9 protein-coding genes are annotated in these 16,626 nt (G+C 56.4%); 6 read left to right on the forward strand and 3 right to left on the reverse strand.

Annotated features, from left to right (window positions below):
- Window positions 1-179: 179 nt before the first annotated feature.
- From dpdH to ACQ3DC_RS06590, 6 genes are all read left to right on the forward strand, one after another.
- The gene (dpdH, locus tag ACQ3DC_RS06565) at window positions 180-3,188 is read left to right on the forward strand and encodes a protein DpdH (protein ID WP_430751840.1); all 3,009 of its coding nucleotides are present in this window, start codon (window positions 180-182) and stop codon (window positions 3,186-3,188) included.
- Window positions 3,178-3,858: a hypothetical protein gene (locus ACQ3DC_RS06570; RefSeq protein ID WP_430751841.1), complete on the forward strand. Its 681-nt coding sequence runs from the start codon at window positions 3,178-3,180 to the stop codon at window positions 3,856-3,858. The genes dpdH and ACQ3DC_RS06570 overlap by 11 nt, the downstream gene beginning before the upstream one ends.
- Window positions 3,855-8,252: a protein DpdJ gene (gene dpdJ / locus ACQ3DC_RS06575; protein WP_430751842.1), complete on the forward strand. Its 4,398-nt coding sequence runs from the start codon at window positions 3,855-3,857 to the stop codon at window positions 8,250-8,252. The genes ACQ3DC_RS06570 and dpdJ overlap by 4 nt, the downstream gene beginning before the upstream one ends.
- A complete protein-coding gene (dpdK, locus tag ACQ3DC_RS06580; RefSeq protein ID WP_430751843.1) occupies window positions 8,249-8,767 on the forward strand; it encodes a phospholipase D-like domain-containing protein DpdK in 519 nt (172 codons plus the stop codon). The genes dpdJ and dpdK overlap by 4 nt, the downstream gene beginning before the upstream one ends.
- On the forward strand, window positions 8,767-10,797 hold the full coding sequence (dpdD, locus tag ACQ3DC_RS06585; RefSeq protein ID WP_430751844.1) for a protein DpdD: 2,031 nt from the start codon (window positions 8,767-8,769) through the stop codon (window positions 10,795-10,797). Before dpdK ends, dpdD begins: the two co-directional genes overlap by 1 nt.
- Window positions 10,798-10,937: 140 nt before the next feature.
- Complete coding sequence (locus ACQ3DC_RS06590) at window positions 10,938-11,498, forward strand: VUT family protein (protein ID WP_430751845.1); 561 nt, start codon at window positions 10,938-10,940, stop codon at window positions 11,496-11,498.
- A 35-nt stretch (window positions 11,499-11,533) separates the two neighbouring features.
- Here ACQ3DC_RS06590 and ACQ3DC_RS06595 read toward each other — a convergent pair whose 3' ends face one another.
- The 3 genes from ACQ3DC_RS06595 to ACQ3DC_RS06605 form a co-directional block, all read right to left on the reverse strand.
- Window positions 11,534-13,273, reverse strand: coding sequence for an ATP-dependent nuclease (locus tag ACQ3DC_RS06595; RefSeq protein ID WP_430751846.1), 1,740 nt, complete (start codon window positions 13,271-13,273; stop codon window positions 11,534-11,536).
- A gap of 645 nt (window positions 13,274-13,918) precedes the next feature.
- Window positions 13,919-14,707 carry an EcsC family protein gene (locus ACQ3DC_RS06600; protein ID WP_430751847.1) on the reverse strand — a complete coding sequence of 263 codons (789 nt, stop codon included), beginning with the start codon at window positions 14,705-14,707 and terminating at the stop codon, window positions 13,919-13,921.
- A 327-nt stretch (window positions 14,708-15,034) separates the two neighbouring features.
- Entirely contained in the window at window positions 15,035-16,009 is a 975-nt protein-coding gene (locus ACQ3DC_RS06605; protein WP_430751848.1) for an SHOCT domain-containing protein, read from the reverse strand.
- Window positions 16,010-16,626 lie beyond the last annotated feature (617 nt).

Genomic DNA, 16,626 nt, shown 5'->3' on the forward strand with positions numbered 1-16,626 from the left:
CGTTTTGGAGCGGAACATGACGTGAGCCATGCATTGGCCCATGCACTTCGCTCGCTCGGCAGCCAAGGCTTGCTTTTTTTTGAGCGCCGATCTGACGCCCGTTCCGTTGTCAGATTTCCACCACTCCCGGGTTCGACCGAAGAAATGTACTCTCATGTCCTTATCAGGATGGATGTCTGATGACCGTAATGACAAATTATGTGTGCTGGAAGCCGGAAGTAGTGACGGCAACAATAGCGACTGAAGCAGCAAGCCCTTCCTCTGCTGTGCTGTTGGCAACACACACTCCTCTGAAGATTCGCTTGCGAGATCAAGCCGAAGCCGAGGGTTCTATAACTGAAGCTGAATTTCTAGAGCAGTTTCTGAACAGTCCAGCGAAGGAGGGTGTACGTGTTGCGCCAATCCTCGGTGAGTCGGGTTCCGGCAAGTCGCATCTAGTTCGATGGGCAAAGGCCAAGATTTCAGAAATTCCCGGTCAACGGAAAGTCATTTATCTGCCAAAGACGCGCACGAGCCTCCGCGACGTTATTGAAGAGTTACTGAAGGGTCAAAGCGGTCCCATTTTCGACGAAATCCGCGGTCAGTTGGGTAGTCTGCGTGAATCTGTGGATAAGGAGAAACTCCAGCGGCGAATCCTCGATGAACTCGCCGAGGCAGTCCGCGAAGTTGAACGCGTCAACATGTTCACCAAAGTGCTTGGCGGCGAGCGCGGGCTTTATGTGCTGCTGCACGATCCAGTCTTCCGTGAGTACATGCTTCAGTCGGAATCGTTCGTCCCAAAACGGGCCGAGCACGCCCTGCGCGGTCGAGGTGAAAACGATGACGACGTCCCACCAGCATTCACAACGGACGACCTCCCTACGTCGATTGCGAGCATCTCCGAAACCAGTGGTCCGGCCAGGGCCATGTATCGGCGACTGACGTCAGATCCTAATTTGCAGACCGCCGCCATAGATCTTCTCAACGATCATCTTGACGTCGCCGTGATGCGGGCAGCGGATATCGGTGTTGGCAGCATACAACGTGCCTTCATGGCCCTTCGTGAACAACTTGTTGGGCAAGAAATCATCCTCCTGATCGAAGATTTCGCACTAATTCAAGGGATCAGGAGAGACCTCCTGGACGCAATCATCGAGGTTGGCAAAGTAGAAGGTGAGGAGCGCTACGCAACCGTACGAACAATGATGGCGGTGACCACGGGTTACTACGACAAACTCGACGACACCTTCCGCACTCGAGTGGCGGCTAGTTCTCCTGTATATACGGTGGATTTGCCCATAACCGACGCTGACGTTGATGGCGGTGGGACATTAACTGAATTTGTCGGGCGCTATCTCAACGCAGCGCGGCTCGGGGCTCAGCGGATCGAAGCGGGACCGGATCACGTTAACGCGTGCATGGAGTGTCCCTTGATGGACGAGTGCCACGCTGCTTTTGGTGCCACCAAGGATGGGTACGGCTTGTATCCCTACAATGAGCCAGCCATCCGGCGAGCGATTGCGATTACTGCTGATCCGGAACGTAAGGGTTTTTTCAATCCTCGCCGAGTGTTGTCGCGGATGGTCAGGGGAGTCCTGACAACCGAGGCCAGCGCTATCAGGGAGGGACGCTTCCCGTCGCCCGAGTTTTTGCAAGAGGATAGGGCAAGAGATTCCTCACAACCGCCCAATCGTCGACTGCCTGACCTCGACCTGTCGGTACGAGAAGCTGTATACGACCGTTATGATGAACCGGAACGTGGACGATATATGTCAATGTTCCAGTTCTGGGGTGCTAGGACGCCAATAGTAAAAACTGACATTTATCGTGCCTTCTCGCTTCCGCCTGCGGATATCCCGTCTGAATCTATATCTGAGGGCTCCTCACAGAACCAACAGCCTCCGGTTGAAGCTCAACCGACGGGTACGCCTAAAATCCGAGAGTCGCTCCGGCGGCAACTTGCCGACGTAGACGAATGGTCAAAGGGCAGCCAACTGCCGCAGGCTGTAGCGCGCGACATCCGAAACATTGTGCGCGCAGCATTAGTGGCAGACCTCGATTGGTCTGATCCCATCATGAAGAACCCGTCCGCTAATGTCCTGCGGGCTGCTGCACCAGACGGTGGACAACTGGCTCGCACGGTTTCTATTGAGGGAAGCCCCGAAAATTTGCCGCAGTCGGTCAAATCAATTGTGCGCTTCGAGCGCAACCCCAAAACAGCGAGTTTCTTTCAGTCGCTCTTGCGCTTCAAGGACAGCGGAGGGCAGGAATCAACTGAAGCACTCATCCGCCTACGGTCGATCTCTGACGAATATCGTCCAGAAGTCGTTGCACGTGTCATCAGGGCTGCTGATTATACGGAAGAACAACTGGCCACTGCCGCGGCGTCGCTAATTGCTGGCGCTGCTCTGTGTGGCCAAGTTCCGCCCAAACCCAAACTTAAGGAAGCGGTAGCCGCCATGCTTTGGAGTGGCAAGGCTTTTCGTCGGGGGGACGCGGCGCGCACTGCCAGATGGATAGAAGCCGAGGTATCTTACATCGCTGCCCGTGAATCGGCAGTTGAGCAACTGCGGGCCGCGCTCGGCGCCAGTCAGGGTGCTGGCGCCGTACACGCTATCGATGATCCGCGGGTACGAAAGGTTGCCGAAGCCGCCCTTAATCGAATGGACGCTCTTCAGTCGGGCGATTTCCCGGCTTGGTGCCGCACAGCAGAACGGGCGCGGACTATCCTGGAAGCTCACATCCCGGCTCAAGTAACCGCTTGGAAAACTCTCCTTGGTGAAATCCGTCTGCATGTACCCCTTGAAACGTCCTATTCCTCCACCGTTGATTCTGTCATCGCCGCCACGAGCGTGGGCCAAGCACTGGGCTTTGTAAAGGCATCTCTTGCTGAAGTTGAGACGGCAAATCGACTGGCTAAACAATACGACTTTGGCGCGGTGACGCGAATGGAGGCGTCACTCACTGCTGTGGACAGCCTGCCATCGAACGAATTGGCAATCGTTGTCGGCAGTGTTAACGCTGACCAGGTATTGGCGATCAGAAACTACCTGCACTGGACCTCGGAATGGCTTAATGCCGGGCTCGCCGATGCAGAGGGGCGGGAAAGAGCCGGAGTAATTGATGTTGACAATGACATCGAGAAGGCACTTGAGAGTTGGTTGGGAGTCCTGAGTGCAGATGGGGATGAGGGGTTCAATGTCGAATGATCTGATATCACGTGCTAATCGCCTTGAGAAGCTTGCAAAAATTGCGAGTGATAGCCAAGGTGACAAGCAAAACATTGAGCGAATTAAGACGTCCCTCGAAAAACTTACGGTTTCAATCCGTGATCTTGATGATCAGTTGAAAACTCGTCGCGCGCTAGATCAACTTGATGTGCCGCGAGGAGCCGAACCGGACTTGATTGGCCCCCTTCAGGAACTTCGCACATTTATTGCTAGCCGAGGTCGACCTTCACCCCAGAAACTCCAGGGGGCCACGGGTCGCGTTAGCCAACAAATTACCGTGCTTGAAGGCGATTCGCGCGTGCGGTGGGCAAGTTGGACGCAGGCGGAGCTTGAGCATCTGCCGCAGCATAAGGCTGCCGCCCTTTCACCCCAAGGGCGGCAGAGAGTCTATAACAGCATTAGGGAACTTGAGTCTCTTGCCAAGCGCATTCCCACCCAGGCTCTGACGACTACGTTTCGACACCTGCTACGTCAAGTGCATGAAGACCTCGGAGAGGTTTCACTTAGTGATGCCGTCCTCGAGGTTCTCAAGCGTTTCTCTTCGGCAGAAGGGGTGCCCCTCACGGAACTGAGCGACGCAGATATTGTTACGCTTCGTTCCGATCCCGAGATCGCGGCTCAGTTCGTTGTACGCCGGCAGGTTCGATGAGCGAGACATGGGCTGGGGTCCCTGCCCTGCTGACCGCGCTCGAGGATCTCGAACTCCCTCGCCTATCTTGGGGCATCGTCGATGGCTTTATTAGTGAGGCTGAGGTTAGACGCGTTCTCGAAGACCGAGTGCTGGATGACATTCGTTCTGGGAATTCAGGGCCAACCAGCGACGAATACTTAGATTACTTGCTGGCGAATGGCCTTCTGCACCGTGTGGAGGGCGTAATGCAACCGCGGTTCCGAACGCGCTTTTCGGAAGGACTTCGTTTATTTCGTCGACTACGTCAGTTATGGGTGCCAGACTCGAAGGATGCCATCGGTTGGTGGCGATCTCGCCCCCCCTTAGTGGCTGACTACCGGTTGCGTGTCGCACCTCGGCTCTATCCACGGCGCGAAATCTCTACGTCTGACGTGATCGAGCGACTCGGGCGCAGGGCGGGGTGGAACGGTGTTCAACAGGCAGTTGTTGAGAACATTGTAGGCGAGCGTAAATTGGCTCGTTTTCAAGTCGATGCTTCCCTGAGTGCCATTGAAGCCCTTCAGCTTGGCCGCACGGTAGGCCGAATCATTACGGCTGGTACCGGCTCAGGTAAGACGCTCTCTTTTTATCTGCCTGCGCTACTCCACCTTGCGGTGAATCGAGTTTCCTCCTCCCAAACACCCCAAGTACTCGCCTTGTACCCACGCAACGAACTGCTTCGGGATCAGGCGCGCGAAGCTCTGCTTCAGTGCCGACGAGCCAACAAAGCTCTTCCTAAGGGTGCTCGTCCCATAAAGATAGCCCTTCTGTACTCCGCCACTCCCAAGGACGCAGAGCACTTCCGCCGACCGCATCTTCCGAAGGGGTGGCGCCAAACCGCGTCCAGGGACGGTTGGATCGCTCCGTACTTCCCCTGCACCACCGACGAATGCCCGGGCGACCTCGTGTGGGCTGAACATGATCGCGCACGTAAAATAGAACGGCTGAAATGCAGTGACTGCGGATCAGTAACTGAGGGCTCCGAAATTGCCCTGACTCGTAGCTCCATGTCCGCGTCACCACCAGACATTCTGTTCAGCACGACCGAGATGCTTAGTCGAACTTCGACGAGCAGCACGCTGGGCCGACTGCTTGGATGGAGAGGAAACAGTTCCATTCGGCTTGTTTTGCTCGACGAGGCTCACACATATGCTGGGGTACATGGAGCCCAGGTTGCGCTTATGCTGCGGCGGTGGCGCTTCGCTAACGGGCAGTTCGGGTCCCCTGCCCCTGTTTTTGTAGGGCTGTCGGCGACACTTAAGGACGCTGGCGAGTATTTTGCCACACTAGTCGGTACGAACAGATCAGATGTCGAGGTCATTGGTCCTAGAGACAGCGAACTGGTAGCTGTGGGCAGGGAGTACGGTCTCGTGCTCCGCGGAGACCCGTCCTCTGGCACGTCGCTGTTGTCCACCACTATCCAGTCCGTCATGCTCGGCGCGCGACTGCTTGACACTCAGCCAGGGATCTACGGTGCCTCCACCTTCGTTTTCACGGACGATCTGGATGTGACAAACCGTCTGTATGACGACTTTAGAGATGCCGAGGGTTACTACAACAACCGGGAAAATGGAAAACCTCGGTTAGCGGATCTTCGTGTTTCTTCGGGCCCTCAGGGGGCCGCACGATATGCCGAGGGGCAGTCGTGGGGCGTCGTAGAACAGATAGGTCGTCTACCTGGAGGCCTCCGGATCGGCAGGACCTCTTCGCAAGACAAGGGCGTTGACTCTGCTGCCGACGTCATTGTCGCGACGGCGTCACTGGAGGTTGGGTTTAACGACCCGCGCGTCGGTCTGGTGGTGCAGCATAAGGCGCCGCGTGACATGGCGTCGTTTGTGCAGCGGCGTGGGCGTGCCGGCCGTTCCCTCGATATGAGGCCAATCACGGTCGTGGTCTTGTCGGATTATGGCCGTGATCGGATTCTCTACCAGTCTTACGAGCGGCTGCTGGTTCCAGAGATCGACGCACGCTCGCTTCCGACACGGAACCGCTTTATCGCGAAAATCCAAGCCACACACGCGATGCTGGACTGGCTCCATCGCAAACTCGGACTGGACGTGCGATCGCTGCTCGTCGCCCCAAACGGCCGGCGCGCGCCTGACGAAGTGTCCACCCGGCTTATAAGGGAACTCGATGGGCTGCTTCAGAATGAGGCAGCCAGAGCTTCGCTGCAAGAGTTCATTCAGAGGGCCCTTCATGTCAGCTCCGACGATGCGGCCGCCATACTCTGGGAGGAGCCACGGTCATTGCTGCTTGCAGCGGTGCCTACGGCACTGAAGAACCTGGAGTCAAAGTGGAGAAACGCAAAAGGGGAACTCGTTCCCTCCGCAGGCTCGCCCCTGCCGGAATTCATGACAGCAGCGCTCTTTGACGCCCTCGATAGCCCCGACGTCATTTTCGATCTTCCATCTGAGATGGCCTCGGATGAAGATCCTTCCATGCCCATCCGCCAAGCCCTCACGGAGGCTGCACCCGGTAGGGTCAGCCGCCGGTTCGGCTACAAACATGCCTCCCATAGATCCTGGATGGCCCTTCCAGAAGAAGGAAATGACCTTTCCCTACAAGGCATCGTTGCCGCTGGCCATAATTTGGGCGAATGGACAACATCCGATGGATCGGTTTTCCTAGCCGTTCGTCCCATCCGCCTTCGGATGACGAAGCCTCCGAAGGAAGTCCGGGATTCGTCCTCTGCTGTACCGGTGTGGCGCAGTTCGTTTGTTTTCCCTGTAAGCGGCAGTTCCCAGGCGGATTTTCCGGAAAATTCGCGCTTTGCACCCTTGGTCAAGTCCTGCGACTTTGCTCTTCATTTGGCGGGCAACCCCTTGACGGTGAGACGACTCGCCATCGGCTCGGAAGGTGAAATTGTCTATAACGATGGCACTCGGAGGTCTCATTCAACTCGGTTCAATCATGATGGAGTGCCCGCGGCACTAGGATTTGAAATCGAAGTTGACTCGTTCATTGTGCGAGGCGAGCTGAATGAGCTTCGCAAGCTCAATCTTGAGGAATTTGCGACTGGCCCTGAATGGCGAACTCTAGCTTTTAGGGCTCGCGTTGAGGAAGACAATCGTTTGGACAACTGGGCTAACAACTTCGTGCGGACGTCGCTTGCCGAACTGTACCTGATGGCCTATGCGCGCAACGCTATCATTGATGGGGACCGTTCCTCGGCACTGCTCAAGACTTCCAACGGTGGCTGGTATAAGCCCGTAGACGACTTCTTCCGCGCTATCTACAGGTCAGATGAAGGCGCCCCGGAAGCGGGCATGAAAAGAGTTAAGGAACTGGAGCAGTTGGCCGGTACACCTGAAGTGAACGAGGTCTTGGACGAGCACGCGCGGATCCTTTCCGACTCTGACACCGCCTCCACAACGGAGGACCTGCTTCTACGGTGCGTGCTGGACACATTCGCATCGGCACTTTTAGCCGCGATACACCGACGTGTCCCTGACGCGGAGGACGCAAATCTCGTTGTAGATGTAGTGATTGACGAGGCATTACTTGAATATCGCATTATCGTCTCCGAAACAGAGTTGGGTGGGCTCGGGTTACTCGAGGAGTTCCAGCGAGACTACGCCTCTGACCCCCGCCGTTTCTGGGAAATCGTTGGCGATGCTTGTGGTCCGAGCGACTACGAGGACGTGGACGCTTCCATGCAGTGGGCTGTAAGCGAAGTGGCCCAGCAGGACTCCCGGCTTGCAGGCGCTGTTTCTCGGTATCGGGGCGCTGCCTCGTCTGCCGAACTTGACCAGGCGATCGGGGAAATCAAAGATATCGTTCAGGAAAATGACGGTCCACCGTCTCACCTCCTTATGTCGACCATCGCCACCCGGATTCTGCGCCCCGGCGCTTCGCGTTCGGCCGACACTGCAGCCGCCTTCCTGGCCAGTCGCTGGCGTGAGTTGGAGTCGCAACTTGGTGTTGAACTTGATGCCCGTCTTGTTGCCTTTCATGGTGCCAGCGGGAACCTCGGTCAAAGCATCAAGCCACTTACCGCGGACTCAGCAGTGGCTACGCTTTGGCAGCGAGGATCGGTAGCGCGGAATGTCGGCATTGATGACTGGCAGCCATTTGCAACAAATCGCCTACGTGAACGGCTCATTCTTCGTAGCATCGTGGCCGACAGTTCTTCGATCGTGGACATATCCTCGTTGCGTTGGGAGGGCGAGTACCTCGAAGCGATTGCTTGTGACGGCGAGGTTCGCCTATCGGTCGTGGTCTCGCAACGCGAGAAGCTCGCGAGTGCCCTTAGAACCGTCACTGCCTTGCCCATTGAAATCGGTGCGCTTCGCGTTTACGGACAACTAAGAAAAGTGCGGCGCAAGGGTAGATACCTTATTGCCTCCATCGCGCTGGCTGAGGGAAACCAATGAGACGAAGCCGAACAATCCGTACTCGCCCTCGCAACGGCATCGCTATAACTGAAGTTCTGAGCACAGTCATGGTTTCCGAACTCGTGCACCCTAGCAGTGAAATATGGCTGGTGTCGGGGTGGGTGAGCGACGTGATCGTGATCAGAAACGAAATGGGTGCATTCGATGATGTAATCCCTGATGCTGGACCGGGTGCAGTGACACTAAGCAATGCGTTAGCGCGGATAAGCGATCTCGGTACTCGGATCAATGTAGCCGTCCGCGATGACCAGCACAATGAGCAGTTCCTTGAGGTTTTGAGGCGGCGATGCGCCCAGGGGAGCCTCCGCATCTACAAAAGCCCGGACCTACACGAAAAGATCCTCGCCGGGGACAACTGGTTCTTGAGAGGCTCAATGAACTTTACCTGGAATGGTCTCAATGCCCATGAGGAAGGCATGGAGTTCGTTCTCGATGCGGCTGAAGCCGCCAGGCACCGCCTCGAATTGAGCGTGCGATGGGGAGGAAACGGTTGATGGTTATCTCTGAGCATGATTTTTTAGAAACCGTGTTTGCCAGCCCTAATGTTGTTTGGCCAAATCGCGATCCGCTGCATCCGTCAGCGGCGTTTTTGGAGAAGTTCCTTCGGGAACTCCCTCATAGGGGCGAGGCGCCCTTGGTACTTCCCCGCAAGGAAGAAGGTTGGCCGGTTGCGAGCACCTACGTGGTTTGCTGGTCGCGTAGTCATTCGGGACGCATGAGGGCGCTCCTTAGAGCATGGGTTGCAGATAACTGGTGTGACTTCGATGGTCGTGTGACGCAGTTACGCATGGATGACCGGCTTGAGGCAGCAATACTTGGCCTGGTGGGACCTGGTACAACCTACTTGCTTCAACCACCGAATACTCGGGCTCACATTGGACTATTTCAGGCATTGGGCCTAATGGTTGATACGATTGGGCATAAACCTAGTCGTGTCAACCGAATGCCTCGGCCAGTGGGACGTTTGCTTCGCGACTTTGAGACTTCCCTTGCGGCCGGTCAAGCCGCGACCTCCCTTGAACTCCTTGAGGCAATTGAGCAAAGCGGCGGAGTGTCGCACGAGAATGTTGCATTTCTTCGCATCCGACGACTCGGGCAACTTGGCGAGGACCAAGAACTGCTCGGCAGCCCTTCCTTGGGAACTGTCGTGTCAGTTGAGCCGCCTCGCCTAGTTAGGGAGGCAATTCTCGGAGCATGGTTTCGCAGCACGGGTAGGAATTGTCGCACCTTCTTAGATTCCATAAATGACGGGATGCGCAGGGAAGGCGTTGACATCCCCCTGCTCGTGGACGAAACGCTTGTTCGAACAACTGACCCAGATGCGTGGGCGGCGAGCATGGTAATTTCCCTGGCAAGGGGCGATTTACAGTTCGCCACGCGGTTGCTCGAGTCAGAAGTGGAAGGGGTTGCGGATCTTCGACATGAGTTGGAAGTTCTGCTTGATGCACACCAGGAGGCCGCCCCTGCATCCCCCGAGACAAATCTGGAACAGGCATTCGATTCAGAAGTTCGTCAGGAGTCCGGGCAAGAAAACCAAACAAACCTGGGATTGCACCGCGAACCCGATGCAGATGTTTTCCTGCGGGACGCAGCACCGGCTTCTTGGGCCGGGTGGCTCTCATCACTGTCGGCTGGATATGACAGCCCTCTCACCACCGAACATGTGGAAGGGTGGACTGCTCCGGGGGAATCAGACGAGCAACTTGCCTCTGCGATTCAAGAATTTCCTATAGATCTCACTGACCGGCTTTTCTCGGGGCTGGGTGCGTTCATCGGTGCGGATGATCCATCGAAACCTGCATGGCGGACCTCCGCGGAGTTGATTCTCCGGCACCTGGTGGGGGACTACCTGACGCCCAGTGATCTTGGTGCCATTAGTGCCCTGCTTGCCATTTTTCTCCGCGCTGCACCTGGCGAATCCGACTATCGAGAATTACTTCAGGATCTCGCCGATTTTAGAGCACGCTGGTCGTCAATTGATACGGCAGCAACGGCGATCGACATTGCTGATCTCGTCGTTTGCGCTCCTACGGCCGACGGTCAGGCCCGCCAAGCTTTTGTTGCGAGTGCTTTGGAGCCGTTGCACGCGCTACGGCATCGACTTCCGCCGTCGCTCCGCACCGTTGCTGCCCTCGTCACAGCCGACCTCGCCCTGGGATGGGACTGGGCTGCTCCTGATGTCGACCTTCTGGACGACGAAAACTCAACTTTTGTATTACCACGTGCACTTCTTCTCTACAGCCTCGACAAGGGCGTGCTGGCCCGCGCCAAGTCGGCTCTAGGTGAGCTCTATCCTTCTCTAACTGTGCATCTGTCCGACGCCAAGGTGGGCAGTGATGCATTGAAATCCCACGTGCGAAACGCGGAGGTAGTTGTTCTTGCCACACGAAAGGCCACGCACGCGGCCACACTCTTCATCCAGTCGCATGTCCGAGAGAGCACTCGAGTTGCCTATGCCGACGGGTGCGGTTCCGGTTCGATGATGCGTGCAGTCCACAGCGCCATCATGGACTTCGGCCACTAGCCGTGACTCGGTACTGTCATCTGCTGGGCGCGGAGCCAATGGTTGGATATGATCTAGGGTCGGCGCGGGGTTTGGCATTTGGGGATGCACCTAGGACACCATGTGCGTTTCAGACCCATGAATCTTAGGAGATACTACCAATGCCACACGCCGTCCTTTCTGAAACGCCCACTCCTGTCAGGAGGAAGAACGTTGCCGTAGGTGCAGTGGCGGCGTCAGGCCTACTAGTCGGCGTCATAGCTGCAAACTTCGTGACCACTCTTTATGGCTTGGTCCCGGTTGGTTTTGGACTTATGGCCACAGCAGGGACCTATCTTGCAGGTTTGACTTTTGTCCTTCGCGATTTGTTGCAGGATGCACTCGGTAACAAATGGGTGCTGGGCCTTATTGCGGTTGGTGCTGCCTTGTCATTTCTCCTCGCGGACCCATTCATCGCAGCGGCTTCTGCTGTCGCATTTTTGCTGGCTGAAGTAACCGACTTTGCGGTTTATACGCCATTGAGGAAGCGAGGCTATATTCGTGCCGCGGTAGCGTCCAATGTCGTAGGGGCTTTCATTGACACTGTCGCTTTCCTAACCATCGCTGGCTTTGCCATTCAAGACGCGCTTCCTGGACAAATGGCGGGAAAGTTGGCTATGACAGCACTCGCTGTACTTCTTGTAGTCGGAATTCGTGCATGGTGCAAGGTCCGAGTTGGTTAGGCTCTCTCGCGCAAGCGTGGATCCACTGAATACCTCTAGCTAGAGTGCTGGTTGAGTAATTCTGCTTCTACGCGTTGAAGCAAATCTACAAGTTCCCAGTCCAATGTCGCCGCGGTGGCCATTTTGGCTAATGAGCGGGCGGAGAGCAGTTTTCCATCGGCGTTCCGGCAGCGCTTGTTCCACGCCTCGATGACTCTGTCCGCAGGAACGAGGCGTAGTCGATTCTCGAAGCTTAGCCACTCCTGTTCAAACTCTTGCCTAATCGTCGTTAGCAGTGTCGAGGCACCAGCGAAGGGCATCGGGGATAGCTTTGCGCTGGAAAGGTCGTTGAAAGTCTCTATCTTCAGTTCCTCCAGAATATCCGTCAATTGACGAACTACGTCATCATGGGGACGGCCGGTTGCCGCAGCGATAATGGAAGGCTCCAGTAAGTAACTTTTTAGTTCACGTCTGTGCCAGACGTGTGCGGTGACGCTGGACTCGAGCAGGTGCGTCTCAATGGATCTGCACTCGGTCGGAGCGCGGTAACCGCTGTCAAGGATTAGGCGTACCTTAACGTCGGAGCCAAGAAATCCCTGTTTCAGCCAGGCAAAGGATTGCACGCTCGGCCACTGACGAAAACCCTGTAGTGGGATTACGGCCAATCCCTCTTCCTTGACCAACTTCGCGCACCCCAACTGCGCAGCAAGGACCCTGATGAGCTTAAAGTCGTCACTCTTAACAAAGAGGGCCAGTTTTGCTTTTAAGGCCCGAGCGAGAGAAAGGTTGAAGGCACTGCCAAGACCTTCAGTGATTCCACCCCGTTCGCTCTCCAAAGTGATTCTTTTCTCGTGCGACGAGCTTCTCTCTATCCAGACGAGGCTTTCAGGATCAGCCTCCGACGCTACTTCAGCAGCATGGGACGAGATCACCACCTGATGCGGGCAAGCCTCTAGGATTCGAATTAATCTGCGCTGAAGGTCGGGGTGGAGGAATACGTCTGGTTCGTCAAGGATGATTGTTTGGCTAGTTCTGACCCTCCAAATGTGGAATAGAATCTGGATCCAAATTTGAAGGCCGTCACCCGCCCAGTAGATTTCCTTCTCGGTACGGCCATTCGTGTCCCTGTAATAGAGATCAATCCAACTCTCACCGTCACGAAACTGGCGGACAAGTTGAAGCTCCGCTAGTTCAGGAGTGTGTTCCAGCAAGAAAGTGTTCAGGCTTTCGAACTCATCCGGGTCTGTTTCTTTCACTGCAAAAAGGTTGTTTCTGAGATGGCGACTCGAAAGTTTGGTTTCCAAGTTGGAACGAAGATGTACTGAGCTCAACTGTTTTTCATCTCGCTCCAGAGGTGTGAGAGTCGGGGCTACCCCGATGGCGCCCACGAGGCGCTTGGCTGCCGCCGCTGTCACCACCGCTTGATCCCTGTACTCCAACCAAAAAAACGCCGGTTCGTGTACGGGCCATACAAGATGGATCGTCGCACCGGACTCATAGCGGAGCGATAAGCGGGTAGCTTCCTCTTCAAATTCGTATCTGAGATTTTCGAGATTATATGAATGAGTTCGCAGTTTCGCGATGTGATGACCGTAGACGCTTCTGTCGCCGTCGCGGAAACGCTCCCTCGGCGTGTTCCGGGTGGTGAATCGCGCCGCCTCGTGAGCGAGCCTAATGGCCCCGATTATTGTGCTCTTCCCAGCGTTATTGGGCCCTAATAGCAGCGATTTTGCTTTAAAAGCAACGCTGAAATCTTTGAATCCCTTGTACCTATGGAGTTCAAGCGTGTTGATCATTGAGTCGGCCTCTCGCCGTATTCGTCAGCGCAGACGCACCGTCGCTGGCACGCCGAAAGGGAGAATGATTGCTTCCTGCGGCAACTTTCACGGCACTCACGGATTCCGGTTATTATCGGCGACGTCCCAAGTAGCTGACAACGGGACTGCTGCCTCCCTGCAGAGTTCTCAGTCATCCCCAAATCCTTCCGACCTGCGTTTCCTCTGAGGATTGTTGCAGGTGTATGAGGATGAGTGACTGCTCACATAACTTCTTGAGGGAAAATTGCGGTCGTCGTCCTAGGCAATATGTGGAAACCCCCAACGTCCCCAACGTCTGGATCCACGGCGGCAACCTGCACCAAGCAGGCACTACTCCTCCTACCTGGCCCTGCAGTTCAAGGCCCGGATGGAAGGGCTGGAGACGCCGGTGTACGAACTGCAGCCCAGCCACCACACCCGCTGAACCCCGGGGACTGAACCCTGCGAATCCTGGTGGTTGAGCCCGTTGGAACTCGACGGACCCAACCACCGGCAGGCCGCCCTCGCCGTCTACCGTGTCCACACCTCCAACGCTCTCTCACTAAATGCACGTTCTCCACGGATGCTCCCGCACTTTCGCCGCCCGGCTGGCACGGTCACACTTCGTCCAGCAGGCGCCGCTATTCAGTCGAGGGAGAACATCCCTCGCGCGGTGCGGCCGATAACGTGGGTCATGGTTGCGTCCACCGCGCCGCCGACCACTCCACCAACGAGCGGAACACCCTTGGCCAAGACAATGAGCCCACGCTTCGTGCCGTACTTGGCCAGCAGCATGAAACCGACCTTCTTATTAATCTCGCGTATCAGCGCGATCGGGAGCTTCCTAATCGCCTCCATTGCCACCTTTTGGCCAATCTTGATGCCGACGGTCTTGGCGATTTGCTGTGCGTTCGAACCCACTGCGATGAGGGTGACAACCGTGATTACGTGCGGGTCCTTAGGGTTGTATCCGCGCAGGTAGGCGATTGCGGCGGCGAGACGCGCGTTGACCACGAGTGCGCCGGCCATGTTTGCTGGAACGGTCACTGGCATCGCGATGAACCCACCGAGCCCCGTCACGAAACCGTTGACACTGGCAGCTTGAACCGACTCGAGAATCAGCTTTGTGATCGTCTTCTCGATATCGTCGTGCTCGTCCGTCCGGACTGTCCGTGTCGGGTTGTCATTGTGCTCGTAGCGACTTCCCTGGACTCGAGCCAAACGATCTTCCGCCCACGCGATCGACCCTGTCAGTGGACCGATACCGGTGTCGACCACGGTGCCCACCATTTTCATGAGCTGGTTTGATGCCTTCTCGGCGGTGGTCATCGAGACTTCCTCGTCTTCGATGATGGCAGCCGTCGGCGCTTCATCAGCCTCGGGAACGGCGGACGTCGGCGTCTCCTCCGGCTCGAGGGCGGTCGTATTGGTCATGGCGGATTCCTCTCTAAGTTCTCGCGTGAGTGTACCCAGTGCGAGACAGGCATGGCAGGACGGAGCGATGATCCGGCGAGTCTGCCCTGAGCGTCGTTTCCGGGCGAGGGGACAGGATGGTGCAGGAGGGCAAAATGGACCTCAAACTGTGCACACTGGCCGGATCGCGCTGGAGGCCCTGGTGGAGCAGGGCCTGGACGCCTTTATCAAACACAAGTACACGGCGGTGAAGGTGCTGGTGCATCTTTAGGGGCGCGACCACCGCCGGCGGCAAGTACCGACGTCGTCTCCCAGATCGAGCGGATGGCGGGCGAGGTGCATAGCGACTCACTCGATGAGGCGCTGTTTTAGTGTGTTGAACTCGTTCATGCTGAGTACACCGCTATCCCGCAGCGACGCCAACTTGGCCAGTTCATCCGCTAGTCCACGCACCGTTGAAATGGATTCACCAGTCCCGACTTCGGCTGGGGCTCGTGAATCTTGGGTACTGGCTTCGGCATTCCGCATCATCGCCTCAATAAAAGATGCCCAACCCCGGACCGTTGTACTTAGTTTTACATGTAGATCAGAACCTTTGAGCACAGGCGCCTTGTTCAGGCGCAGGTCAAAGATTGGAAATTCATTATCGTTCAGGGTGAGTCGCAAAGTCAGGTCGTGAATCTCGTCCCGGCTTCTGACTCTGGCCCCGAGACCGCCAATCACGGCACCAGGTCCGCCGGCGATCATGTTTCCAACCAGAGCCGCTCCAACCTGGCGTCCGCGGCCTGCTTGGGCTATCGAACGTCCGTCTTCGTAGACTTCCACAGACATGACGTCCGCTGCGTCGTAAACCCTGCCAGCCATGAATTCTTTGTTGAGTATTCCCAGCCTATTCCTTGTGCTATCGAGGGCAATCGAATCATAGTCATTGTGCAGGAGTCGTGAGACTGAAAAGTCGGGGAACTTTGCATAACCGACTTCGAATGGAAGCTCGGCTAGTCTTGCGGGGTCCCGGACGCCGCGGCAAAGCTCTTCAATCGCAGCTCGGGGGCTTGTCACGGTTTCCACCGGCACTGTTGTTGCGAGATCGAAGAAATCACGCCAGAAGTCTGGATTCTCGCCCGGGTACGCAGCAATAGCCCATGGATTTGCAGCAACATCAAGTACGACCAAGCTCGAGCCTTTGTGAATAACGGCGATGGCTTCCTGTTCACCAGTCGATCGCAGGAGGCCGCCTACGTCCTTGAATGAAAAGCGTTTTTCCCGCACCGGACCTAGGTCTGTCGCCTTCTGAATCAGTATGTGATCCGAGTAAACAAGCAAGCTTCCTCGAGCACCGACGAAAGACGCCGAGGGCATAGGAGCGGAAGAGCCGTCATACCTTCTGAGCGCAGCTTGCAGCCGGGATTCTCGCAAAGAAGCTTGCTTCCTAACTCGCTTTTCGTGGGAGTCAAACATTTTTACCTTTCAAGCCGCTCGCGCACACCCGGTTCGTGGTGGCGAGCAACACCATCACTGCCGACTGCGCCATGTAAAGGTTCTGACGTCGCCGATACATGCAGCCCAGCTCCTGCATCGGTTCCCCCTTTCCAGTGACGCCCAGTGCCCATGGCACGGGGCGTCTAGGGCATCCTATAGGCCGGCCGCAGATGAGAGTCCAAGATTTGGCTCAGATTTTGCTCAGCTTCAGCGTCCTGTGGTGGTGAGAAAGCCCTGGTGCCGGACCTAGCCATCAGCGGAGCACGCAGCGGCGCTTGATCTCATCCGAAATGCTCAAGCGGCGTGCCTTGAAAAGTTCCAGGCTGCCAAGGCGGTAGGGCGCTTAGGTTGGCAGGTCGGAGGGCAGCGCAGGCGATTCGTAGTTGTCGAAGGGGAGTAAGAAGCGCACAGCACCACACTCATCCAAGAAGTCACCCAGAACGAAATGTATCGACGTATCC

Origin of the sequence: Paenarthrobacter sp. NEAU-H11 (assembly GCF_050573415.1) — a bacterium.
GTDB lineage: Bacteria > Actinomycetota > Actinomycetes > Actinomycetales > Micrococcaceae > Arthrobacter.

Coding starts and splice junctions, on each gene's coding strand:
- ACQ3DC_RS06595 (WP_430751846.1), bottom strand. CDS start 13,273: ATGATCAACACGCTTGAACTCCATAGGTACAAGGGATTCAAAGATTTC.
- dpdJ (WP_430751842.1), top strand. CDS start 3,855: ATGAGCGAGACATGGGCTGGGGTCCCTGCCCTGCTGACCGCGCTCGAG.
- dpdH (WP_430751840.1), top strand. CDS start 180: ATGACCGTAATGACAAATTATGTGTGCTGGAAGCCGGAAGTAGTGACG.
- ACQ3DC_RS06600 (WP_430751847.1), bottom strand. CDS start 14,707: ATGACCAATACGACCGCCCTCGAGCCGGAGGAGACGCCGACGTCCGCC.
- ACQ3DC_RS06570 (WP_430751841.1), top strand. CDS start 3,178: ATGTCGAATGATCTGATATCACGTGCTAATCGCCTTGAGAAGCTTGCA.
- dpdD (WP_430751844.1), top strand. CDS start 8,767: ATGGTTATCTCTGAGCATGATTTTTTAGAAACCGTGTTTGCCAGCCCT.
- ACQ3DC_RS06590 (WP_430751845.1), top strand. CDS start 10,938: ATGCCACACGCCGTCCTTTCTGAAACGCCCACTCCTGTCAGGAGGAAG.
- dpdK (WP_430751843.1), top strand. CDS start 8,249: ATGAGACGAAGCCGAACAATCCGTACTCGCCCTCGCAACGGCATCGCT.